The 23,232-nt window shown below is 68.6% G+C and carries 21 protein-coding genes; 11 read left to right on the plus strand and 10 right to left on the minus strand.

All coding sequences use genetic code 11. The annotated features are described in order from the left end of the window. Nucleotides 1-50: 50 nt before the first annotated feature. A complete protein-coding gene (trxA, locus tag ACTHN1_RS01945; protein WP_295375247.1) occupies nt 51-392 on the minus strand; it encodes a thioredoxin TrxA in 342 nt (113 codons plus the stop codon). Nucleotides 393-614: 222 nt separating this feature from the next. On the opposite strand from trxA, the gene rhlB reads away from it, so the two are divergent. From rhlB to ung, 5 genes are all read left to right on the plus strand, one after another. Beyond that, nucleotides 615-2,306: an ATP-dependent RNA helicase RhlB gene (gene rhlB / locus ACTHN1_RS01950; RefSeq protein ID WP_440469289.1), complete on the plus strand. Its 1,692-nt coding sequence runs from the start codon at nt 615-617 to the stop codon at nt 2,304-2,306. Nucleotides 2,307-2,396: 90 nt separating this feature from the next. Next, complete coding sequence (gene ftsE / locus ACTHN1_RS01955) at nt 2,397-3,083, plus strand: cell division ATP-binding protein FtsE (protein ID WP_440469290.1); 687 nt, start codon at nt 2,397-2,399, stop codon at nt 3,081-3,083. Next, nucleotides 3,080-4,021: a permease-like cell division protein FtsX gene (gene ftsX, locus ACTHN1_RS01960; protein WP_440469291.1), complete on the plus strand. Its 942-nt coding sequence runs from the start codon at nt 3,080-3,082 to the stop codon at nt 4,019-4,021. Before ftsE ends, ftsX begins: the two co-directional genes overlap by 4 nt. A gap of 9 nt (nt 4,022-4,030) precedes the next feature. Beyond that, nucleotides 4,031-4,858 carry a response regulator gene (locus ACTHN1_RS01965; protein ID WP_440469292.1) on the plus strand — a complete coding sequence of 276 codons (828 nt, stop codon included), beginning with the start codon at nt 4,031-4,033 and terminating at the stop codon, nt 4,856-4,858. Nucleotides 4,859-4,959: 101 nt separating this feature from the next. Beyond that, nucleotides 4,960-5,682 carry a uracil-DNA glycosylase gene (gene ung, locus ACTHN1_RS01970; RefSeq protein WP_440469293.1) on the plus strand — a complete coding sequence of 241 codons (723 nt, stop codon included), beginning with the start codon at nt 4,960-4,962 and terminating at the stop codon, nt 5,680-5,682. 73 nt (nt 5,683-5,755) lie between these two features. On the opposite strand, the gene ACTHN1_RS01975 is transcribed toward ung, so the two are convergent. Next, nucleotides 5,756-6,310, minus strand: coding sequence for a DUF2059 domain-containing protein (locus tag ACTHN1_RS01975; RefSeq protein ID WP_440469294.1), 555 nt, complete (start codon nt 6,308-6,310; stop codon nt 5,756-5,758). A gap of 129 nt (nt 6,311-6,439) precedes the next feature. Between ACTHN1_RS01975 and arfB the strand changes: the two genes are divergently transcribed. After that, a complete protein-coding gene (arfB, locus tag ACTHN1_RS01980; RefSeq protein ID WP_440469295.1) occupies nt 6,440-6,874 on the plus strand; it encodes an alternative ribosome rescue aminoacyl-tRNA hydrolase ArfB in 435 nt (144 codons plus the stop codon). Nucleotides 6,875-6,920: 46 nt separating this feature from the next. Further along, nucleotides 6,921-7,481 (plus strand): lysophospholipid acyltransferase family protein, encoded by a 561-nt coding sequence (locus ACTHN1_RS01985; RefSeq protein WP_440469319.1) that lies wholly within the window; start codon nt 6,921-6,923, stop codon nt 7,479-7,481. Nucleotides 7,482-7,576: 95 nt separating this feature from the next. On the opposite strand, the gene ACTHN1_RS01990 is transcribed toward ACTHN1_RS01985, so the two are convergent. The 3 genes from ACTHN1_RS01990 to ACTHN1_RS02000 all read right to left on the minus strand — a co-directional run bounded on the left by ACTHN1_RS01990 (nt 7,577) and on the right by ACTHN1_RS02000 (nt 12,417). Then, nucleotides 7,577-10,660, minus strand: coding sequence for a TonB-dependent receptor domain-containing protein (locus ACTHN1_RS01990; protein ID WP_440469296.1), 3,084 nt, complete (start codon nt 10,658-10,660; stop codon nt 7,577-7,579). Between the two features lie 88 nt (nt 10,661-10,748). After that, a complete protein-coding gene (locus ACTHN1_RS01995) occupies nt 10,749-11,852 on the minus strand; it encodes a FecR family protein (protein ID WP_440469297.1) in 1,104 nt (367 codons plus the stop codon). Next, nucleotides 11,830-12,417, minus strand: coding sequence for an RNA polymerase sigma factor (locus ACTHN1_RS02000; protein WP_440469298.1), 588 nt, complete (start codon nt 12,415-12,417; stop codon nt 11,830-11,832). The genes ACTHN1_RS01995 and ACTHN1_RS02000 overlap by 23 nt, the downstream gene beginning before the upstream one ends. 125 nt (nt 12,418-12,542) lie before the next feature. Here ACTHN1_RS02000 and ACTHN1_RS02005 point away from each other — a divergent pair, with 125 nt between their 5' ends. Then, entirely contained in the window at nt 12,543-13,610 is a 1,068-nt protein-coding gene (locus ACTHN1_RS02005) for a cyanophycinase (RefSeq protein WP_440469299.1), read from the plus strand. A 27-nt stretch (nt 13,611-13,637) separates the two neighbouring features. Then, nucleotides 13,638-14,660 carry an isoaspartyl peptidase/L-asparaginase family protein gene (locus ACTHN1_RS02010; protein WP_440469300.1) on the plus strand — a complete coding sequence of 341 codons (1,023 nt, stop codon included), beginning with the start codon at nt 13,638-13,640 and terminating at the stop codon, nt 14,658-14,660. A 33-nt stretch (nt 14,661-14,693) separates the two neighbouring features. Here the strand turns inward: ACTHN1_RS02010 and ACTHN1_RS02015 are convergent, their stop codons facing one another. From ACTHN1_RS02015 to ACTHN1_RS02025, 3 genes are all read right to left on the minus strand, one after another. Next, nucleotides 14,694-15,041, minus strand: a complete 348-nt coding sequence (locus tag ACTHN1_RS02015; RefSeq protein WP_440469301.1) for a VOC family protein — start codon at nt 15,039-15,041, stop codon at nt 14,694-14,696. 74 nt (nt 15,042-15,115) lie between these two features. After that, nucleotides 15,116-15,877 (minus strand): DUF6597 domain-containing transcriptional factor, encoded by a 762-nt coding sequence (locus ACTHN1_RS02020; RefSeq protein ID WP_440469302.1) that lies wholly within the window; start codon nt 15,875-15,877, stop codon nt 15,116-15,118. Between the two features lie 88 nt (nt 15,878-15,965). Then, complete coding sequence (locus ACTHN1_RS02025) at nt 15,966-16,934, minus strand: LysR family transcriptional regulator (protein WP_295375201.1); 969 nt, start codon at nt 16,932-16,934, stop codon at nt 15,966-15,968. Between the two features lie 105 nt (nt 16,935-17,039). Here ACTHN1_RS02025 and aceB point away from each other — a divergent pair, with 105 nt between their 5' ends. Together aceB and aceA are read left to right on the plus strand one after the other, a co-directional pair. Beyond that, nucleotides 17,040-18,665, plus strand: coding sequence for a malate synthase A (aceB, locus tag ACTHN1_RS02030; protein WP_440469303.1), 1,626 nt, complete (start codon nt 17,040-17,042; stop codon nt 18,663-18,665). A gap of 28 nt (nt 18,666-18,693) precedes the next feature. Then, nucleotides 18,694-19,983 carry an isocitrate lyase gene (aceA, locus tag ACTHN1_RS02035; RefSeq protein ID WP_440469304.1) on the plus strand — a complete coding sequence of 430 codons (1,290 nt, stop codon included), beginning with the start codon at nt 18,694-18,696 and terminating at the stop codon, nt 19,981-19,983. 80 nt (nt 19,984-20,063) lie between these two features. On the opposite strand, the gene ACTHN1_RS02040 is transcribed toward aceA, so the two are convergent. Continuing rightward, a complete protein-coding gene (locus ACTHN1_RS02040) occupies nt 20,064-22,127 on the minus strand; it encodes a S9 family peptidase (protein WP_440469305.1) in 2,064 nt (687 codons plus the stop codon). Nucleotides 22,128-22,276: 149 nt separating this feature from the next. Further along, nucleotides 22,277-23,188: a sigma-70 family RNA polymerase sigma factor gene (locus ACTHN1_RS02045; protein WP_440469306.1), complete on the minus strand. Its 912-nt coding sequence runs from the start codon at nt 23,186-23,188 to the stop codon at nt 22,277-22,279. Nucleotides 23,189-23,232 lie beyond the last annotated feature (44 nt).

A 23,232-nucleotide genomic window follows, 5' to 3' on the forward strand; every position in this document is an offset into this window, starting at 1 on the left:
GGGCCGCAACGGGTTCGCACGGGTTCAGCCGGGCATCCGGCCGGACCGGCTCAGGCGGTCTGGGCGCCGAGCGTCTTGTCGATCATCTGGGTCAGCTGACCCTTGCCGACCGCGCCGACCTGGGTGGCCTGGACCTGGCCGTCCTTGAACAGCAGCAGCAGCGGGATGTTGCGGACGTGGTACTTGATGGCGGTGGCGCGGTTTTCGTCCACATTGAGCTTGACCACCTTCAGGCGGCCGTCGTAGGTCTGGGCCAGTTCGTCCAGGACCGGGGCGATCATCTTGCACGGGCCGCACCATTCGGCCCAGAAATCAACCAGAACGGGCTCGTCGGACTGCAGCACGGCGGCCTCGAAATCGGCGTCGCCGACATGGGTTACTTTTTCGCTCACTGGGTTCTCCTGCGGAGCCGCGGCGGGCCGCGGACGGATGGGGCCGGGGACGGCCACCTCTATTGGGGTAAACTGGGGCGTTCCGCGGCCAGATCAAGCCGTCCTGGCGGCCGCGCGATCCGGCTTTGGGGGCGCAGTTTGCGACGCCGCCGACGGCGATGCAAGCACGAGCAGTCCCTTATCAGGCGCGCCAACGGAACACTGCGGCGCAAAGAAGAAAGCATGAGCGACAAACCTTTAACCGACATCACTTTTGCCTCGTTCGACCTGCATCCGGCCCTGTTGGCCGGGCTGGAGAACGCTGGTTTCTCACGCTGTACCCCCATTCAGGCGCTGACCCTGCCGGTCGCGCTGGCCGGACGCGACGTCGCCGGCCAGGCCCAGACCGGCACCGGCAAGACCCTGGCCTTCCTGGTCGCGGTGATGAACCGCCTGCTGTCGCGCCCGGCCCTGGCCGAGCGCAAGCCGGAAGACCCGCGCGCGCTGATCCTGGCGCCGACCCGCGAGCTGGCGATCCAGATCCACAAGGACGCGGTGAAGTTCGGCGCCGACCTCGGCCTGCGCTTCGCCCTGGTCTACGGCGGCGTGGATTACGACAAGCAGCGTGAACTGCTGCAGCAGGGCGTGGACGTGATCATCGCCACCCCCGGCCGCCTGATCGACTACGTCAAGCAGCACAAGGTCGTGTCCCTGCACGCCTGCGAGGTCTGCGTGCTGGACGAGGCCGATCGCATGTTCGACCTGGGCTTCATCAAGGACATCCGGTTCCTGCTGCGGCGCATGCCGATCCGCACCGAACGCCAGACCCTGCTGTTCAGCGCCACCCTCAGCCACCGCGTGCTGGAGCTGGCCTATGAACACATGAACGAGCCGGAGAAGCTGGTGGTGGAGGCCGAAACGGTCACCGCCGCGCGGGTTCGCCAGCGCATGTATTTCCCGGCCGACGAGGAGAAGATCCCGCTGCTGCTGGGCCTGCTGTCGCGCAGCGAAGGCGCGCGCACGATGGTGTTCGTCAACACCAAGGCGTTCGTCGAGCGCGTCGCCCGCGCGCTGGAGCGATCCGGCTACCGGGTCGGCGTGCTGTCCGGCGACGTGCCGCAGAAGAAGCGCGAGACCCTGCTCAACCGCTTCCAGAAGGGCCAGCTGGAAATCCTGGTCGCCACCGACGTGGCCGCGCGCGGCCTGCACATCGATGGCGTCTCGCACGTCTACAACTTCGATCTGCCGTTCGATGCCGAGGACTACGTCCACCGCATCGGCCGCACCGCCCGCCTGGGCGCCGAGGGCGACGCGATCAGTTTCGCCTGCGAGCGCTACGCGATGTCGTTGCCCGACATCGAGGCCTACATCGAGCAGAAGATTCCGGTCGAGGCGGTCACCGCCGAGGTGCTGACCGCGCTTCCGCGCCCGGAGCGCGCGCCGGTGGAAGGCGTCGAGGGCGAGGAAGACGAGAGCATCGGCCAGATCTTCCGCGAGGCGCGCGAACAGCGCAGCGCCGAGGAACAGCGCCGCGGTGGCGGCGGACGTTCTTCCGGCCAGGGCAACCGTCGTCGCAGCGGCGGCGGTGGTGGTGGTGGTGGTGGCGAGCGTGGTCGCGGCGAGCGCCGCGAGGGCGCCCCGCGTGGCGACGGCAAACCGCGCACGCCGCGTCCGCCCCGCCCCGATCATGCGGCCGCGGGAGTTCCCGCCGCCGCTGCTACCCCGGCCGCCGCGCCGGTGCCGCAGGCCGAAGGCGAGCGCGCGCCGCGCAAGCGCCGCCGTCGTCGCCACGGTCGCCCGCTGGAAGGCGCCGAGGCCACGGCCGTGGCCAAGCCCGCGACCACCGCGCCGGCGGTGGCGACGGGCGAGAAGCACGAGAAGCCCTCGTTCTTCAGTCGTCTGGGCCGCAAGCTGAAGTCGCTGGTCGGCGGCTGATGCCGACGCCGTGCCCGGCACCGGTCATGCGCCGGTGCCGGCGACGCGCGGGGATCGCTTCCGCGTTCGACGCTCCGGCATAATCGCGGCATGAGCGTGCTTCGATTCGAAAACGTCAGCAAACAGTACCCCGGCGGCCACACGGCGTTGTCGGAGGTCAGTTTCGAGGTGGGCGAGGGCGAGATGCTGTTCGTCACCGGCCACTCCGGCGCCGGCAAGAGCACGCTGCTCAAGCTGATCCACCTGAGCGAACGTCCCACCCGCGGGGCCGTGGTGTTCGCCGGCCGCAACCTGCTCAAGGTCCGTGGCGGCCGCATCCCGCTGCATCGCCGCGAGGTCGGCGCGGTGCACCAGGATCACCGCCTGCTGACCGACCGCACCATCATGGAGAACGTCTCGCTGCCGCTGATCCTGCGCGGCGAGCGGCGCAACGACATCCACAAGCGGGTGCGCGAAGTGCTGGCGCGGCTGGGACTGGGCCATCGCGAGAAGGCCCTGCCCACGCAACTCTCGGCCGGTGAACAGCAGCGGGTCGGCATCGCTCGCGCGATCGTCGCCGAACCCAAGCTGCTGGTGGCCGACGAGCCCACCGGCAATCTCGATCCGACCCTGGCCGCGGAAATCATGGAGCTGTTCGCCTCGATGCCCGAACGCGGCACCAGCGTGCTGGTGGTGAGCCACGACCTGTCGCTGCTCAAGCGCATGCGCAAGCGCGTGCTGGTGCTGGATCACGGCCAACTGGTCGACGACATCTCGCCCGCGGATCTGGCCGAATGAACGACAGCAACCATTTCTCGCGCCCGCGTTCGGGTTTCGGCATCTGGCTGGACCAGCATCTCTACAGCTTCGTTTCCAGCCTGGGCCGGCTGGTGCGCCGGCCCTGGGCCACCGTGCTGACCATCGGGGTGATGGCGGTGGCGTTCGTGCTGCCGCTGGGTTTGTGGCTGGCGCTGGCGAACGTCGAACAGTTCGCCGGCGACGTCAGCGATTCGCGCGAAATCGATGTCTTCCTCAAGCTCGACGTGCCGGTGCCGCGCGCGCGGGTGCTGGCGGTCCAGCTGGGCGGCCGCGCCGACGTGGCCAAGGTCGAACTGCGCACGCCCGAGCAGGGGCTGGCCGAATTCCGCGAGCGCAGTGGCCTGGGCGCCAGCCTGGACGCGCTGGAGGGCAATCCGTTGCCCGCGCTTCTGCTGGTGACGCCGCGTGGCGACGAAACCGGACTGGTGGCGACGCTGGAGCGGCTGCCCGAAGCCGACCGGGTCCAGCACGATGCGCAATGGCGGGATCGCCTGCGCGGCTGGCTGGGTTTCGGCGAGCGGCTGGTCTGGGTGCTGGCCGCGCTGTTCGGCGTTGGCGCGCTGCTGGTGGTGGGCAACACCGTGCGCCTGGACATCCAGTCGCGGCGCGAGGAACTCGGCGTGCTGCAGCTGCTGGGCGCCACCGACGGCTTCATCCGCCGGCCCTTCATCTATCTGGGCGCCTGGTACGGCCTGGTGGCCGGGGCGTTGGCGCTGGGCCTGCTGACGGCCGCGGCGGCCGCGTTGCAGCCACCGCTGGCGACGCTGGCGCAGAGTTACGGCAGCCGCTTCGCCCTGGCCGGCCTGGACCCGCTGCGGGCCGGCGCGGTGCTCGCCGGCGCGGCGGTAATCGGCTGGCTGGGGGCGTGGCTGGTGACCGGCCACTTCTTGCGGCAGACTCGCCCGACCGCCACCTGACCCGCCCGCATGTCCGACGCGCTCCGGCACCTCATCAGCGACGCCCCCCGGGTGATGGTGGTCGACGGTTCCAAGCTGGTGCGCAAGCTCATCGCCGACGTGCTCGAACGCGATCTGCCCGGCGTGAACGTGGTCGGCTGCGCCAGCATCGCCGAAGCCCGCAAGGCGCTGGCCGACGGTGAGATCCATCTGGTCACCACCGCGCTGGCGCTGCGCGACGGCGACGGCATGGAGATCGCGCGCAGCGTGCGCGAAGCGTCCGGACAGGCGTACGTGCCGGTGATCGTGGTGTCCGGCGACGCCCAGCAGCACCTGGAAGAACGCCGCTTCAACGAATACGTCACCGATTATTTCGACAAGTCGCTGGGGCACGAGGCGCTGGCCGCCTTCATCCGCGGCTACGTGCAGCCCGAGCCGATTCCCGGCGCGACCGTGCTGTACGTGGAAGACAGCCGCGTGGTCGCCGAAACCACCAAGCGCATGCTGGAACGGCAATCGCTCAACGTGGTGCACGTGCTGCGCGCCGAGGACGCCTTCGCCCTGCTCACCGCCGAATCGCTGGGCCTGTCCACGCACCGCTTCGACCTGGTGTTGACCGACGTGACCCTGAAGGGCGAACTCAGCGGCCGCGACGTGGTGCAGCGGATCCGCATCGATTTCGCCTACGGCAAGCGCCGCCTGCCGATCCTGGTGATGACCGGCGACAGCAACCGCGACAACCAGGCCGTGCTGCTGCAGGCCGGCGCCAACGATCTGGTGCTCAAGCCGATCGAAGAGCGCCTGCTGGTGACCAAGGTGCTGTTCCAGCTGCGCCTGGCGCGGATGGAAGGGCGTTGACGGTCGAGGTTGGGGGTTCGGGATTGAGGATTGGATAACGGCGCGTCGCGGCTTGGGTACCATTCAAGTCCCGAATCCCCGATTCCGAATCCCTCCGCCCCATGACCGAAGCCGAGCGCATCAAACTGGAACCGTCCTGGAAGCGTCATGTCGGTGACTGGCTGTTGCGGCCGGAGATGCAGGCGCTGTCCGAATTCCTGCGCCAGCGCAAGGCGGCCGGTGCCCGCGTCTATCCGCCGGGGCCGCAGATCTTCGCCGCGTTCGAGGCCACGCCGTTCGATGCCGCCAAGGTGGTGATTCTGGGCCAGGATCCCTACCACGGTCCGGGCCAGGCGCACGGACTGTGTTTCTCGGTGCGGCCGGGCGTGCCGGTGCCGCCGTCGCTGGTCAACATCTACAAGGAAATCCAGAGCGATCTGGGCATCGTGCCGCCGGATCACGGCTGCCTGCTGCCATGGGCGCGGCAGGGCGTGTTGCTGCTCAATGCGGTGCTGACCGTCGAGGAATCCCGCGCCGGCGCCCACCAGGGCAAGGGCTGGGAAGGGTTCACCGATCACGTCATCGAGACCCTGGCGCGCGAACGCGAGGGACTGGTATTCCTGCTGTGGGGCAGTTACGCGCAGGCCAAGGGCAAGGTCATCGACGCGCGCCGGCACCGGGTGCTGCGCGCGCCGCATCCCTCGCCGCTGTCGGCGCACCGGGGATTCCTGGGCTGCGGGCACTTCTCCGCGGCCAACCGCTATCTGCAGGAGCGCGGCCAGGCGCCGGTGGACTGGCGTCTGCCGATGCGCGCGCAGCTGCCGGCGGATCCGCTGCTCGCCTAGCGCCGAGGGGCGCGATCCCGAAGGTCGGGCCGCGTCCGTATCGAGGCGCGGGAAAGGCCCGCCGGAGCGCGGATCAGCGCTTCTTCTTGCGGCGCGGTTCCGACGGGGTGACCGGCGGCGCGGGGACCGGATCCGGAGTGACGTTCTTAATCTCGGCCTGCAGCTCTTCCATCATCGGCACCATCTTCTGCTGGATGGCGCCCATCAGGTTCTGCATCAGCGCGGGGGTCTTGTCGAGCAGGCTGCGACCGGCCGGGCTCTCGTAGAACTTGGTGATCGCGCGTACGTCCTCGCGGGTGAAGGTCTTCTTGTAGACCTCCAGGTACAGCGGCCGCATTTCCTGCCAGGACAGCGCCTTGCGCATGATCTCGTTGGTCTTGGCCATGATCCGGTCGGCCTCGGCGCGCTGCTCGGGGCTCATTTCCTTGCCCGCCATCAGCTGGTCGAACTGCTGGCGCTGCATGGTCTCCATCTGCGGGATGATGGCGTTGAGCATGCTTTCCGCGCGCGAGGCCTGCAGCAGTTTCTCGATGTCCGCATCCGAAGGTTCCGCCGCCACCGCCATGCCGGCGCACAGCGCCAGCGCCGCCATCATCACCAGGCGCGGAAACAGCGGGATCTTCTTCATCGGACATCCATACGGTAAGCAGAGGGTCTGCATGGTGCCGAGGCGGAAGTAAACGAGGCGTTAAATCGCGGGGGCCGCGACGGGCCCGCCGTCATGCGGGCGACGGGTGACCTCCACTACAATCCGCGCATGGGGAGCGGACGACTCGACATCACGCCCACGTTGGCGATTCCTGACGACGAACTGGTCGAGCGGTTCGTGCGCGCCAGCGGCGCGGGCGGACAGAACGTCAACAAGGTGGCCACCGCGGTCGAGCTGCGGTTCGACATCGCGCGATCGCCGTCGTTGCCGGACCCCCTGCGCGAGCGCCTGCTGGCCCGCCGCGACCGGCGCCTGACCGACGACGGCGTACTGGTCATCGACGCCCAGCGCTTCCGCACCCAGGACCGCAACCGGCAGGACGCCCGCGAGCGCCTGGCCGCGTTCATCGCCGCGGCGATGCACGTGCCCCGGCCCCGCATCGCCACCAAGCCATCGCGCGCGGCCAAGGCCCGGCGCCTGGACGCCAAGCGCGAACGCAGCGAAGTCAAGCGCGGCCGTTCGCAGAAGAGCCACTGGGAGTAATCGATTGAGCGACGCCCACGACGTCATCCCCGTCATTCCGCCGAACATGCCGCAGGTGCCGCCCAACCGCTTCACCCGCTGGATGGGGCGCACCTTCCTGCGCACCTTCGGCTGGAGGGTGGTGGGCACGATTCCCGACATTCCCAAGCTGGTCCTGATCGTGGCGCCGCATTCGTCCAACTGGGACGGCATCTGGGGCATGGCCGCGAAGATCGCGATGGGCTTCAAGGTGCGCGTGCTCGGCAAGGCGCAGCTGTTCTGGTGGCCGCTGTCGCCGCTGCTGCGCAAGCTCGGGGTGGTGCCGGTGGATCGCAGTTCGCCGCAGGGAACGGTGGAGCAGGCGGTCCGCATGATCCGCGAGTCGGACCGGCTGTGGTTCGCGCTGACGCCCGAAGGCACCCGCAAGCGGGTGGAGAAATGGAAGGGCGGCTTCCTGAAGATCGCCCAGCAGGCGCAGGTGCCGATCCTGATGGCCTACTTCCACTACCCCGAGAAGACCATCGGCATTGGCGACGTGTACTACCCCACCGGCGATGCCGAGGCCGACATGGCCGCGATCCGTGCGTGGTACCGGCCATGGCAGGGCAAGAACCGCGGGACCGTGTAATCGCCGCGGATGACGCGACCACGGGAAGGAGCGCAAAAGAAAACCCGCCGTGAGGCGGGTTTTCCGTGTGGCCGATCCGGCACGTGCAGCCGGGTTTACAGCGCCTGGCCCCCCAGCTTCCAGGTGAACTGCAGGTAGTAGCTGCGACCGAACGAATCGAACCACGAGGTGTCGTAGTACGGATAGTTCGCCCAGGTCGCGTCCTTCGGCGGCATCTTGTCGAGCAGGTTGTTGATCGACAGCGAGATGCGCAGGTGATCGGTCACGTCGTAGCGCGCACCGGCGTTGAAGCGCCAGGTCGACTGCGTCCAGGCATCGTTGTTGTAGTTGGCCACGCGGCCCACGTAGTTGCCGAACAGGCTGGCCCCGAACGCGCCCTTGTCCCAGTTCACGCCCACGTTGCCCTTGGTGCGCGGCAGGGTGGTGTCGGCGAAGCTCACGTCCAGCATGTCTTCGGTCGGATCACCCGGGTACAGCTGGCGGGTGTGGCGATGGGTCCAGTTGTAGTTGGCGCGGAAGGCGAAGTCACCGGCGCTGGCGGTCAACAGGCGGTAGTTCGCGGTCACGTCCACGCCCGAGGTTTCTTCCTTGGCGATGTTGATCGGGCTGAAGTGCACGCTGGTGATGAACCCGTCCTCGTCGCGGATGACGCGCGAGATCGCATCCACGCAGGTGGGCGAATTGATGTCGACCCGCGCGCCGGAGTCGGTCACGCCAAGACGGCAGTCGGCTTCGGTCGAGCGCAGCAGTTCACGGCTCTGCGTCTGCACCTGGTTGGACACTTCGATCTTGTAGTAATCCACGGCCAGGTCGAAGTTGGCCACCGGCGACCACACGAAGCCGGCGGTGAACGACTTGCTGGTTTCCACGTCCAGGTCCATGTTGCCGGCGTAGACGTCGAACGTGTTGATGTCCCAGCTGCCGTCGTCGTAGCAGTCGCCGTCGCTGAAGCCCGGTTCCTCGGTGCGGCACTGGTAGTAGTCGGTCGACACGGTGCGGTAGAAATCATCGCCGGCGAACAGGTAGTGCATGTCCGGCGCGCGGAAACCGGTGCCGTAGGAACCACGCACCAGCAGCGTCTCGAACGGGCGCCATTCCAGGCCGGCGCTGTAGGTGAACTTGCCCGGATTCTTGTTGCCGTACTTGTAGCGGTCATAGCGGCCGGCCAGGCTGGCCTGCAGCGTGGACAGCAGCGGCAGGCGGAACTCGCCCGCCACGCTCCAGCGATCGCGATCGCCCTCGCCATCGCCGTAGCGCGGACCGTAATAGGCGTCGGCGGTCAGCGCATAGGGATCCGGATTGACCTCGTACGACTGCCGGCCGAACTCGACCGCCGCGGCGAAACCGACGTCACCGGCCGGCAGGGTGAACAGCGCCGGGGTATCCAGGGTGAAGCTGAGGTTGTCGTTGTCCGCCTTCGGGCGGAAGGTGGACATCGCCGCGATGGAGGCGAACTCGGACGGCGTCAGCGGGGTGAACAGGCGGGTCGGATCCGGGCTGTAGATCGCATAGCCGTCGGCGTCGTAACCCTGACGCTCGCCCAGGAACAGGCGATTGGCCGCCTCGGCCCAGATGCGGGGCATGCCCACGTCGGCCTTGTACTGCGAATGGTTGTAGGCCGCTTCCCAGTTCCACGCTTCGCCGAAGGCGCCCTTCAGGCCCGTGGTCACCGCGAAGGTCTTCTGCGTGGTGGTGTTCATGCGGTTGCGCAGGCCGCCGATTTCCTCCGGCGTGAACTGGCGCGACCAGGTCTCGTAGTGGCCGGTGACGGCGTTGTAGAACACCTTGTCGTTGTTGTCGGTGGACGCCGGGTCGTGGAACTCCCAGCCCATGACATCGCTCACCACGTCGTTGCCGTTGGTGCCGGTGAGCAGCTTGACCTTCTGGCGGCCGAGCTGGACATCGGCGAACCAGGACAGCGTGTCGGAGAAGCGGTATTCGAACGAACCGTAGGCGTTGTAGCCCTTGCGCTCGTTCTGGATGGTGCGATACGCGATGGCGCGCTCGCTGCCGCAGTACGGCTCGCCGAAGCGATCCTCGGCCAGCACGGTGGTGCCTTCGTTGAGGCGGGCCATCGCCGCGCAGCCGTCGGCGGGCGCGATGTTGACGTCATCGTCCCAGTCATAGAGCTGCGCGGTGAGGCGGGGCAACCGGCGGCGCGAGGTCGGCGCGTCGCGGGTCGAATCCTGCACGCTGCGCTCATAGCCCCACAGCGGGCGCTTGTCGATGAATTCCACGCCGACGATGCCGCTGAACTCGCCGCGCTCGAAACCGGTGGTCAGGGTCAGCTTGTGCGACTCGCCGCCGCCGCGGCTGGTGTCGCCGTAGCGGTAGTCGAGGGTGGTGCCGTCGGTGGACTTCTTGAGGATGAAGTTGATGACGCCGGCCATCGCGTCGGAGCCGTAGACGGCCGAGGCGCTGCCGGTCAGCACTTCGATGCGCTCGATCATGCCGAGCGGAATGTTGCCGATGTCGGTGAAATTGCTGCGGCCATTGAGCGGCAGCGGGAAGTCGGCGATGCGGCGGCCGTTGATGAGCACCAGCGTGTGGTTGGGGCCGAGGCCGCGCAGATCGACCGCCTGCGCGCCGGGCGTGGACTGCGCGCTGGTGGTGTTCTGCTGGCCCTGCACGCTGCCGCTGTTCTGGCTGAGCGAACGCAGCACGTCGGGGACGGAGGTGAAACCGGCCGCCTGGATCTGCTCGGCGGTGACCACGGTGATCGGCGCGGGGCCTTCGATCTGCGCGCGCGGAATGCGCGAGCCGGTGACCTGCACGTTCTCGAGTTGGGTGACCGGCTCCTCGGCGTTGTCAGCGGACTGGCCGGTGGGAGCCGGAGTAGGGCGGGCGGCGGGCGCCGGGCGGGGCGGAGCGTCCTGGCGCACGATCACCACCGCGCCGGAGGCGGCGTCGCGGCGGGCGACATGGCCGCTGCCGCTGAGCACCTTGTCCAGCGCCTGGTCGGCCGAGAGATTGCCGTGCACGCCCTGGGTGCGCAGGCCCTTGAGCTGGTCGGCGCGATAGACGAACTGGGTGCCGGACTGGCGCGCCAGCGTATCCAGCGCCGCCACCAGATCCCCGGCGGGGATGTTGACCTGCGCGGGTTTGGAATTCTGCGCCTGCGCACTCAGTGCGGCTGAACAGGCCAGGCTCAACAACAGGACACGCAACGACGACCGCATTGGATGGCTCTCCCCATGGGCGCACGGGAAGGCGCCCTTGGCTATCAGGACGAACGAGCCGGGGAAATCCCCCGTCCCCTCCGGACGGTCAGAGGCTGTGCAGGACGACGCGGTCGGCGCGGGCTTCGGCCCGGACCGGGAAACCCTGCTCCAGCAGCCGCACGAACGCATCCACGTTCGACCAGCGGAAGTTGCCGCCGACCCGCAGCGCGCCCACGGCGGGGTCGCCCATGACGATCTTGCGGGCGTTGTAGCGGTTGAACTCAGAGGCCGCCTCGGCCAGCGAGGTGTCGCGGAAGGTCACGAAGCCGCTGCGCCAGTCGACCAGGCGTTCGGCGTCGGCGACCGAGCCGCTGCGCACCACTACGCCGTTGCGGCTGGCGATGGCCAGGCTGCCGGCCGGCAGCAGGGTGGTCGGTTGCGGGTGTCCTTCGGCGTCGGGCGAGGCTTCCAGCCGGACGGTGCCTTCGGTGACCACGACCCGCAGATCGGCGCCGTCGCGGCGCACCGCGAAACGCGTGCCCACCGCGACCACCTGGCGCGGGCCGGCGCTGACCACGAACGGCCGGCGCGGGTCCTTGGCGGCCTCGAAGAAGGCCTCGCCGCGCTGCAGGTCGATGTGGCGCTCGCTGCGCGACAGGCTGACCGCGATGCGGCTGTCGCTGCTGAGGGTGGCGCCGGAGCCGTCGCTCAGCGGCACCCGGTTGAGGTCGCCCAGCGCGGTCGCATAGGCGGCTTCTTCGATCACGCCATGGAAGTAATGGTGCGCGCCCAGTCCCGCGCCCGCGATGACCAGGACGCCGGCGAACGCGGCGGCGGCCAGGCGTGGCCAGCCCGCCGGCCGTTCGCGCTTGCGCGGGGCGAACACCAGCCCGGCGAGGTCCGGCGGTCCGCCCGCCGGCGCGGATGTCGCGGCCACCGGCGAGACGCGCGGGGGCACGGTGCGATCGAGCGGGGAGGCGGCCCATTGCCCGCGTGGCGGCGCCGCGCCCGGGCTCTGGCCCGCGCCCAGCGCGGCCAGGCGTCCGCTCTCGTGCCAGGCCGACTCCAGGCGCAGAAAAGCGACCCGATGGGCGGTGGATTCGGCCAGCCACGCGTCCAGCCCGGCCTGGTCGGCGTCGGTCCACGCGCCGCTTTCGCGCCGCGCCAGCCACGCCGCCGCGGCCTGTTCAATCTGTCTGCTGCTGGCCATGTCCCGGTTCCTTTCCTGCGTCCTGCAAGGCCTGCCGCGCGCGGGCGCGCGTGCCGCCCCCGCCGTAGAAATGTTCGGCGATCAGGCGGATTCCCTTGGCGACATGCTTTTCCACGGTCTTCTCGCTGATGCCCAGGCGCGAGGCCACTTCCTTCTGTGGCAGTTCCTCGACCCGGCGCAGCCAGATGACCTCCCGGCACCGGTCCGGCAGGCGGTCGAAGGCGTCGGCCAGGCGCTTGAGCACCTGCCGGCCGCCGCACCACCGTTCGGGCGACACCTCGTCTATCAAGACGTTTATCGACTCGAAATCACCCACTGTCTCGATCGAGACCACCCGGCTGCGGCGCAGGCGGTCGGTCATCAGGTGGCGCGCGGTGGCGAACAGGAACGACTTGGGCGCGGTCGGCACCGACTTGCCGGCGGCCTCGTAGACCCGCACGTAGACTTCCTGGCGCAGGTCGTGGATTTCTTCCCGATGGGGCCAGCAACGGCGCAGGAAATGCACCAGCGCCTCCTCGTGGACGAGGATTTCGCGGGCGAACCAGGCGTCGGTGGATTCGGTCATGCCACGACATTACCCCAATCCACGCGGGCCAACGACGACCATCGATGCTGCACAGCAGCGACGAACGGGGGAGGGGAAGCGCGCATCCGTTCGTCTTCAATGCAGGTGCCACCTGGAGCGAAGAGATGCCGTCACCGCTGTCCCGCCGCCTGTTCCTGCAACGCTGCGCGCTGCTGATCCTGACGCTCGCCGGCGCCACCGGGGCGGTTGCCGCCGACCAGGCGCCCACGGCGGACGCTTCGCGCCGCGACGGTTACCGCTACTTCGAAATCGGCGATCTGAAGGCACCGCGTCCCGGTGCGACCGAAGCCGGACTCATGCTGGTGGGCGGCGGCGACTGGCCATATGACGCCTTCCGCTGGATGATCGAAAAGGCCGGGCACGGCCGCATCGCGATCCTGCGCGCGTCCGGCACGGTCGAGGCGCAGGACGAATTCTTCAAGGACATCGGCGGCATCACCGCCGCGCAGACGCTGGTGTTCGATGATCGCCGCGCCGCCAGCGATCCGGAGGTGCTGCGCATCGTGCGCGAGGCCGACGGCATCTTCCTGGCCGGCGGCGATCAGTCCAACTACGTGCGTTTCTGGAAGGGCACGCCGTTGAACGAAGCGCTGGACGCGCATGTGCGCGCCGGCAAGCCGATTGGCGGCACCAGCGCGGGCCTGGCGATCCTGGGCGCGTTTGCCTACGGCGCGATGGACGGCGGCAGCATCGTGTCCAACACGGCGATGACCGATCCGGCGGGCCCGGAGGTCACCCTGGTGGAGGATTTCCTGCACATGCCCTATTTGCAGAACGTGATCACCGACAGCCACTTCGGCGAGCGGGACCGGCTGGGGCGCCTGATCGCGTTCGTGGCCCGGTTGTCGGCCGAACAGCGGCGCGCGGATCTGGCCGGCATCGGCATCGACGAGTACACCGCGCTGTGCATCGATGCCCATGGCGTCGCCCGGGTCCACAGTGGCGACGGCGGCCACGTGTGGCTGGTGCGTCCGCGGCGGCAGGCCGATGTGTTCGCCGCCGGCAAGCCGCTGACCTTCCGCGACGTGCCGGTGATCGGCCTGGACACCGGCAGCGTGCTGCGGTTTCCCGGCTTCGCCGTCGAACGCCCCGCGTTCGAGCGCCGCGTCGACGTGGTGAACGGCGTCCTGGGCGACGCCGCGCGCACCGCCTCGCTAGAATCGACTCCCTGATCCACTGCCCCTGCGGAAATGACTGCCATGACGAACCTGTTGCGTGCGTGCTGCCTTGCGTTGTTGGGAATGGCGGGCGCCGCCGTCGCCGCCGACGCCAACCGACCGATCCTGGTGATCCATGGCGGCGCCGGCGTGGAGCGTGCGGATCTCGCGCCCGAGGAAGTCGCCGCCGCGCGCAAGTCGATGGAGGATGCGCTGCGCGCCGGCCACGCCCAGCTGGCCGCCGGCAAGCCGGCGCTGGATGCGGTGGCCGCCGCGATCTCGGTGATGGAGGACGCGCCGAGCTTCAACGCCGGACGCGGCGCGGTGTTCACCCATGACGGCAAGAACGAACTCGACGCCTCGATCATGGACGGCGCCACCGGCAAGGCCGGCGCCGTGGCCGGCGTGCACCGGGTCAAGAACCCGATCCAGCTGGCCCGGCTGGTGATGGACAAGTCCAAGCACGTGATGATGGTCGGCGACGGCGCCGAGGCGTTCGCGACCGAGCAGGACGTGACCCTGGTGGACCCGTCGTACTTCCGCACCGAGAAGCGCTGGCAGCAGTTGCAGAAGGCGCTGAAGGAAGAAGCCTCCGGCCAGGCCCACGCCGATCTGGAGACCGCCAAGCACTTCGGCACCGTGGGCGCGCTGGCGCTGGACACGCAGGGCCACCTGGCCGCGGGCACGTCCACCGGCGGCATGACCAACAAGCGCTACGGCCGGGTCGGCGATTCGCCGATCATCGGCGCCGGCACCTATGCCGACGCGCGCTGCGCGGTGTCGGGCACCGGCTGGGGCGAGTACTACATCCGCGCGGTCGCCGCGCACGACATCTGCGCGCGCGTGCGTTACGCGGGCCAGGACATCGCCAGCGCCGCCAAGGCGGTGATCAACGACGAGATTCCCAAGGCCGGCGGCGATGGCGGCGCGATCGCGCTGGCCGCCGACGGCAGCATCGCGTTCCCGTTCAACACCGAAGGCATGTACCGCGGCTGGATCGGCGCCGACGGCGTGCCGCACGTGGCGATCTTCGCCGACGACGCGCTGCCGATGCCGAAGAAGTAAGTCCGGGCGTGCTCCCACGGGCGGGGTGGAGGACTATTCCTGCGACCACACCGCCAGTTCGTAGCCGTCGCGGTCCAGGAAATGGAAGCGGCGGCCGCCGGGGAATGAAAAAATCGCCTGGCTGATGCGGCCGCCGGCCGCTTCCACCGCGGTCTGGCTGGCTTCCAGATCATCGGACTGGATCACGATCAGCGCGCCACCCGGGCGCGGTTCGCCATGCGTGAAGCCGCCGGTCAGCCGACCATCGCGGAATTCGCAGTAGTCCGGGCCATAGTCCTGGAAGGTCCAGCCGAACGCTTCGCCGTAGAACGCCTTGGACGCGGCGATGGAAGCGACGTTGAATTCGACATAGTCGATGCGATGGTGGTTGGATTCGCTCATGGCGCGACTCGTGGAGAAAGTGGACGCGCAGTATCGCGCCGTGGCGGGAAGGCGTCTTGGAAAAAACGGCCAGCTCAGCCGTGCCGCTGCGCCAGCAGTGCGCCAGGGGTCAAGCCGGTGAGCAGACGGGCTTCGCGGACCAGGTGCGAGGCGTCGCCGTAACCGGCGTCGAGCGCGCGCCGCAGCAGCGTCGATTGCGCGGGCGCGCCCAGGAAACGTTGCAGGCGCAGGATCCGCGCCAGCGTCTTGGGGCCATAGCCGAAGGCGTCATGGCAGCGCCGCCGCAGGGTGCGTTCGCTGATGTCGAATTCGCGCGCGAGCCGGGCCGGTGGCGGGGCGTCGGGATGAGCCAGGCGCGCGAACAGCGCGTGCATGGCGGGATCCGGGACTGGCGGACCTTGGCGGGCGATGGCGTGCTGCAGGGAACGCAGGCGTTCCCACGGGTCGACAGCGTCGAATGCAAGGGCGTCAGTCAGATGTCGCGCCCGTGATCCCCAGAGATCGCGCAGGGCGACCCGCTGGCCGGCGATGGCCTGCAACGGCAGGCCAAGGAACGCCTGCGCCGCACCGGGCGCGAACCGGACCGCGGTGAGCAGCGCGCCGGGTGCCATGCGCGCCTGTTGCGCGACCGGATCCGGACCGGCCACGAACAGGTCGTCCCGCGTCCAGATCAGATCGACGCAGCCATCGGGAATGACCAGTACCTCCGATGCCGGGCGTGACGGCGCCCGATAGGTCCAGGCGCACGTCAACCCGGCACGCAGCGGCGCGATCGGCGCGAGTTCGCGGTACGCCGGCGTGTCGGGCGGCGGGGTATGGGCGGCATCACGGGGCATGGCGACAGGTTACGCGTTCCTGTGGTCGGCCTTCATCCCCGCCGTCGCCGCGCCTGGGTTCCGGATCCTTCAAAAACGCGATGCCGGATCAGCGTTCGGAGTGCCCGCTGTCGTCGTAGTCGCGACGGGTGAACAGATCCGGGTGGATCAGCTCGATGAAGGCGCGCGCCTGCGGCGACAGGAATTTGCCCTTGCGCACGATCACGCCGTAGCTGCGCGACGGGAACCAGTCGCCGAGCGAACGCGTCGCCAGCCGGCCGCGATCACTGTCGGTGAGGCAGATCGAGCTGACAATCGACACGCCCATGCCCATCGCCACGTACTGCTTGATCACCTCCCAGCCGCCGACCTCCAGCGCCACGGTGTAAGGCACGCGATGCTGCTGGAACACCAGATCCACCAACCGGTAGGTGATCTGGCGCTTGGGCGGCAGGATCAGGCCGTAGGGCGAGATGTCGGCCAGCTCCAGTCGCGGCTTCTTCGCCAGCGGATGCTCCGGCGGCGTGATCAGCAGGGGCTCGAAGCGATAGATCGGCGCGTAGCTGAGGTCGGCGGGCACGTCCATCATCGACCCGACCGCCAGATCCACCGCGTCGGCGCGCAGCAGGTCGGTGCCGTCGGCGGTGATCGCGTTGTGCAGGGTCAGGCGCACGTCCGGATGCTGCTCGCGGAACAGCTCCACGATGCGCGGCAGCAGGTACAGGATGGTGGAACTGTTGGCTGCGATGTTGAGTTCGCCGGCGTCCAGCCCGGCGACCTTGTCATGGAAGGTCGCCTCCAGCCCGTCGATACCCTCGACCAGCGGTTGCGCCAGCTCGAACAGCAGTTGGCCCTCCCGGCTGGGGCTCAGGCGCCGGCCGCTGCGCTCGAACAGAACCACCCCCAGTTCGCGCTCCAGCGCCTGCAATTGCAGGGTGATGGCGGGTTGGCTGACGAACAGGGCCTCGGCGGCGCGGGATACCGAGCCCAGCCGGACCGTCTGGCAGAACGCCCGCAGGGGCTTGAGCCGGTCCGACTTGTAGGCAAATCGCAGCGTGGGCGGGCGTTTTTCCGGCACGTTGAGTGAAATATAAGTTGTGCTTATTAAGTGCATTGACAAAACTGTTTTGTCAAATAGTTTGCTGCGGCGCACGGTGGGCCTCCAAGCAGCAGGAGTCCCGAAATGTCCGCCGCCGTTGCCCTGAGCCAACCCGAACCCGCGTCCCGTCCCACCCCGGGCATCAGCCTGACCACCCGTCACCATCAGCAGGCCGCCCTGTTGCCGCCCGCCGCGCTGGCGCTGCTGGTCTCGCTCCACCGTGCGATCGAGCCCGGTCGCCAGGCCCGGCTGGCGGCCCGCCGGGAGCGGCAGGCGTTCTTCGACGCCGGCGGCCTGCCCGACTTCCGCGAGGACACCCGGGCCATCCGCGAGGGCGACTGGCGGGTGGCGCCGCTGCCGGCCGCGCTGCAGGACCGCCGGGTCGAGATCACCGGTCCGGTGGATCCCAAGATGGTCATCAACGCGCTGAACTCCGGCGCGAAGGTGTACATGGCCGATTTCGAGGATTCGACCTCGCCGACCTGGAACAACCTGCTGATCGGCCAGCAGGCGCTGATCGGCGCGGTGCGCGGCGACCTGACCCACGCCGCCTCCAACGGCAAGCAGTACGCACTGAAGCCGTACGGGGAGCAGGCGGTGCTGCTGGTGCGGCCGCGTGGCTGGCACCTGGACGAAAAGCACGTGCTGGTCGATGGCCAGCCGATTGCCGGCGGCCTGTTCGATCTGGCGGTGTTCGCCTTCCACAACGCCCGCGCGCTGGCCGCCCGCGATCGCGGTCCGTACTTCTACCTGCCCAAGCTGCAGAGCATGGAGGAGGCCGCGCTGTGGGAGACCGCGCTGTCGCACATCGAGGCCGCGCTGGGACTGCCGCAGGGCCAGATGAAGGTCACCGTGCTGATCGAAACGCTGCCGGCGGTGTTCGAGATGCACGAGATCCTGCATGCGCTGCGGGACCGCATCGTCGGCCTCAATTGCGGCCGCTGGGATTACATCTTTTCCTACATCAAGACCTTCCGCCGCCATCGCGACCGGGTATTGCCAGAGCGCGGCCAGGTGACGATGACCCAGCCGTTCCTGAAGGCGTATTCGGAACTGCTGATCCAGACCTGCCACCGCCGTGGCGCGCACGCGATGGGCGGGATGGCGGCGCAGATTCCGATCGGCAACGACGAGGCCGCCAACGAACAGGCGCTGGCGCGGGTGCGCGCGGACAAGCTGCGCGAGGTCACCGCCGGACATGACGGCACCTGGGTGGCGCATCCGGCGTTGATCCCGATCGCCCGCGCGATCTTCGACGAGCACATGCCCGGCGCGAACCAGCACGGCGTCCTGCGCGAGGACGTGCGGGTGTCGCGCGACGATCTGATCCGCCCCAGCACCGGCACCATCACCCGCGCCGGCTTCGAGGGCAACGTCGAGGTCTGCGTGCGCTATCTGGCCGCGTGGCTGGACGGCAATGGCTGCGTGCCGATCCATTGGCTGATGGAGGACGCCGCGACCGCCGAGATCGCGCGTACCCAGATCTGGCAGTGGCTGCATACGCCCGGCCTGCATCTGGCCGACGGCACCGCCATCGACTTCGCCCTGCTCGACGCCACCCTGCGCAACCTGCCCGCGCGCCTGGGCGACCGCGCATCGCTGCCCGGCGGCGACAAGGTCGACGAGGCCATCGGCCTGCTCGACGCGCTGAGCCGCAGCGACGAACTGGCCGAATTCCTGACCCTGCCCGCCTACACCCGCATCGACTGATTGCTTGCCCCCATCCAGGAGAACACCCATGAACAAGCTGCCCACCGCCCAGGAAATCCAGAAGGACTGGGACACCAATCCACGCTGGCAAGGCATCACCCGCAACTACAGCGCCGAGGACGTGGTGCGCCTGCGCGGCACCGTTCCGGTCGAGCATTCGATCGCGAAGATCGGTGCGGAAAAGCTGTGGCGTTACCTGCAGACCGAGGACTTCATCAACGCGCTGGGCGCGCTGACCGGCAACCAGGCGATGCAGCAGGTCAAGGCCGGCCTGAAGGCCATCTACCTGTCCGGCTGGCAGGTCGCGGCCGACGCCAACCTGGCCGGCCAGATGTATCCGGACCAGTCGCTGTATCCGGCCGACTCGGTGCCGGCGGTGGTCAAGCGCATCAACAACACCCTGCTGCGCGCCGACCAGCTGCATCACGCCGAGGGCGACGACAGCACCGACTTCCTGCAACCGATCGTGGCCGACGCCGAGGCCGGTTTCGGCGGCGTGCTCAACGCGTTCGAGCTGATGAAGGCGATGATCGAGGCTGGCGCGGCCGGCGTGCATTTCGAGGACCAACTGGCCAGCGTGAAGAAGTGCGGCCACATGGGCGGCAAGGTGCTGGTGCCCACCCGCGAGGCGGTGGAGAAGTTGAACGCCGCGCGCCTGGCCGCCGACGTGATGGGCGTGCCGACCCTGCTGGTCGCGCGCACCGACGCCGAGGCCGCCGATCTGCTGACCAGCGACATCGACGCCAACGACCAGCCGTTCACCACCGGCGAGCGCACCGTCGAGGGTTTCTTCAAGACCCGCAACGGCCTGGACCAGGCCATCAGCCGCGGGCTGGCGTACGCGCCCTACGCGGACCTGGTGTGGTGCGAGACCGGCAAGCCGGACCTGGAATTCGCGCGCCGGTTCGCCGAGGCGATCCACGCGAAATTCCCCGGCAAGCTGCTGGCCTACAACTGCTCGCCGTCGTTCAACTGGAAGAAGAACCTGGACGACGCCACCATCGCGAAGTTCCAGAAGGAAATCGCCAGCTACGGCTACAAGTTCCAGTTCATCACCCTGGCCGGCTTCCACAGCCTGAACTACTCGATGTTCAACCTGGCCCACGGCTACGCGCGCCGCCAGATGAGCGCGTTCGTGGAGTTGCAGGAAGCCGAGTTCGCCGCCGCCGACAAGGGCTTCACCGCGGTCAAGCACCAGCGCGAAGTCGGCACCGGCTATTTCGACGCGGTGACCCAGGCGATCCAGCAGGGGCAGTCCTCGACCACCGCGCTGAAGGGTTCGACCGAGGAAGAGCAGTTCGCCGAAAAGGCGGCCTGATCGTCGCGCAAGAAAAAACGCCGGGCCTTCGAGGCCCGGCGTTTTTCTTTTCCGCGCCCGCGGAAGAGGGCGATGGATGCTTACTTCTTGACCGACTGCTGGTGTGTCTTCAGTGCTTCGGTCAGGCCGGGCACGCCATCCGCCCCGGCCGGCACGCTGATGCTGGAACCGGCGAAATCCTTGCCGATCGGTTCGGCGCGTCCACCCAGGCATTGGGCGAGGAAACCCTCGGTGACGGCGTTGAAGGCCTTGCTGTTTTCCGGGCGCTGAAAACCATGACCTTCGTCAGGAAACAGCACATAGGTAACCGGAATGCTGCGGGCCTGCATCGCCTTGACGATCTGATCGCTCTCGGCCTGCTTCACTCGCGGGTCGTTGGCGCCCTGGCCGATCAGCAGCGGCTTCTTGATCTGGTCGGCGCGGGTCAGCGGCGAACGCTCGGTCAGCCACTTGCGGCCCGCCTCGGTGCGCGGATCGCCCATTCGCTTGGCCAACTGCTCGAAGAAACTGGCCCAGTACGGCGGCACCGTGCCGAGCAGGGTGTTGAGATTGGAGGGCCCGACGATATCGACGCCGCAAGCGAAATCGTCCGGCGTGAAGGTCAGGCCGACCAGGGTCGCGTAACCGCCGTAGCTGCCGCCCATGATCGCCACCTTGTCCGGCGAGGTCACACCTTGCTTGACCGCCCAGTGCACCGCGTCGATCAGATCGTCGTGCATCTTGGCCGCCCATTCGCCGTTGCCGGCGTTGGTGAACTCCTTGCCGAAGCCGGTGGAACCGCGGAAGTTCACCGACAGAACCGCATACCCACGGTTGGCCAGCCATTGGTTGCTGTTGCTGTATCCGTAGGCGTTGCGCGACCAGGGACCGCCATGCACCAGCAGGACCATCGGCACCGGCTTGTCGGCCTTGCCATCGTTGTCGGCGTCGGCGCCGCGCGGCAGGGTCAGGTAACTGACCAGGGTCTTGCCGTCGCGGGACGGAATTTCCAGCGGCCACTGCGCCACCAATGGTTTGCCTTCCAGCTTGGGCTGCACCGAGAACAAGCGGGTCAGCTTGCCGGCGGGCCGGTCATAGCGGTAGTAGGTCGCCGGAGTCTGCGGCGCCGAGTAGACGACGATCCAGATCTTGTCGTCGTGGGTGCGCGCCGCCACATTGGCGTCGCCGGGACCGATCACGCGCAGGCGTTCCAGATCCGCCTGCACCGACGGATCCACGACCTTCCAGGCCTCGCGCAGATAATCCGACGCCACCGCCTGCACCTGGCCGGTGACGGGATGACTCAAGGTATCGCCGACATCCGCGCGCGGATCCTCGAACACCAGCGTGCGTTTGCCGCTGGCCACGTCGATGGCGAACAGCGCGGCGGTGTTGCGGTTGCGCGAGTCGGTGAAGTACAGCGTCTTGCCGTCGCTGGTCAGGCCACCGGGGCCGGTGGTCAGCGAATCCTCGAACGGCACGTCGTCGAACTTGCTCCAGCCGCCCTTGCCGTCGGCGGCCAGCACGTCCTGGCCGCCGTCGGGCCGCGCGCGGGTCGCGAAGCGCGGCGTGTAGTCCGCATCGGTGATGTAGCCGGCGATCTGGGCATCGTTCTTCTGCACCAGGGTGCGCTGGCCGCTGGCCAGGTCAACCTTGTACAGGTCGTGCCATTGCGGGTCGCGATCGTTCATGCCGACCAGGATCGTGTCGGGATGGCGATCGCTGACGCCCGCGACCTGCGCGCGGGTCTTCGGGAATGGCGACAGATCCCTGGACTGGCCGGACTTCAGGTCCACCGCATACAGGTGGAAATCCTCGTCGCCGCCGGTGTCGCGCAGGTAAAGCAGGGTGTCGGTGCGATACGACCAGAAGTACTGGCGGATGCCGCGCGCCTTGTCGGCGGTGATCGCGCGCGCCTGCGCGGGATTGTCGGCGGGAGCGACCCAGACGTTGGCGACGCCGTCGACCGGCGCGACCCAGCTCAGGTAGCGGCCGTCCGGACTGATCTGGACCGTGCTGCGCTCGGGATTGCCGAACAGGATTTCGCGCGGGATGAGCTCGACCTCGTTCGCGGGCGCGGCGGCGCCGGCGATCTGCTGGGCGGATGCGGGAGATGAGGCGAGGGCGGCGGACAGCGCCGCGGCGATCAGGGTGGTGCGAAGCATGGCGTTCCTCCTGGATGGGCCGGTCAACGTGCGGTGCGGTGGGTGCCGCTGCGTCGCAGTAGACCACATGCTCCCTCGCCACATTGCAGTGTCGGAAGTCCTGTAGACGGATGGAGGGTTCGGCGGGCCCGGAGGGTTGCCGTGGTGTTTCAGGGCAGCGGGCCGATCTCGGTGACCGTGGCCGACGCGACCCGCGATGGCTCGGCCACCACGTCGATGGCGACGATGTGACCCTCGCGCACGGCGATCCGGAACAACGCGCGCGGAACGCCATCCGGCGCCCAGATCGCGGCGGGCAGGCCATCGACCAACGCCGACTGCGCCGCCTGGGCACGGCCCAGGAAGGCGCTGACCACCGCGTCGATGCCGTGCCGTTCGCGTGCCAGCACCGGTGCGCCTTGGCCCTGCTTGTCCCGGCTGCCCTCGACCGCGGCGACGTCGGCGCGCATCACCACATCCGGTGCGAGCAGCGATAGCAGGCCCTGCAGGTTGCCGGTGCGCGAGGCCAGCAGGAAGGCGTCGACCACCCGGCGCGCACGCTCGCGATCGGCCAGGGCCTCGGCGCCGGCGCCCTGCACCCGGCGGCGTGCGCGGCTGGCCAACTGCCGGGTCGCGTCCAGGCTGCGATCCAGCATGCGGGCGATTTCGTCGAATGGCACCGCGAACATGTCGTGCAGCACGAACGCCACGCGTTCCGCCGGCGCCAGCGTGTCCAGCACCACCAGCAGGGCCGGGCCGACCGAATCGGCCAGCAGCACGTCGTGCTCGGGGCCGGCGTTGGCATCGGTGATCGGCAATGCGGTTTCCGGCACGCCATCCATCGATTCCTCGGCCCGCACCTTGCGCGCGCGCAGCAGATCCAGCGCCAGTCGCGTCACCACCGTGGTCAGCCAGCCGGCGAGGTTGCCGACTTCGTTGGCATCGGTGCGGTTGAGCCGCAACCAGGCTTCCTGCACCACGTCCTCGGCCTCGGCATGCGAGCCCAGCATGCGGAATGCAACGGCTTCCAGTCGGGACCGGTTGGACTGGAACTGTTCGGCTAGTCGATGCGAATCATTCATGGGGAAGATCCTGGGGGAAAGCCTGTTGACGCGCCAGCGCGCGT

The sequence above is a fragment of the Pseudoxanthomonas sp. genome (assembly GCF_051953815.1).
Lineage (GTDB): Bacteria > Pseudomonadota > Gammaproteobacteria > Xanthomonadales > Xanthomonadaceae > Pseudoxanthomonas_A.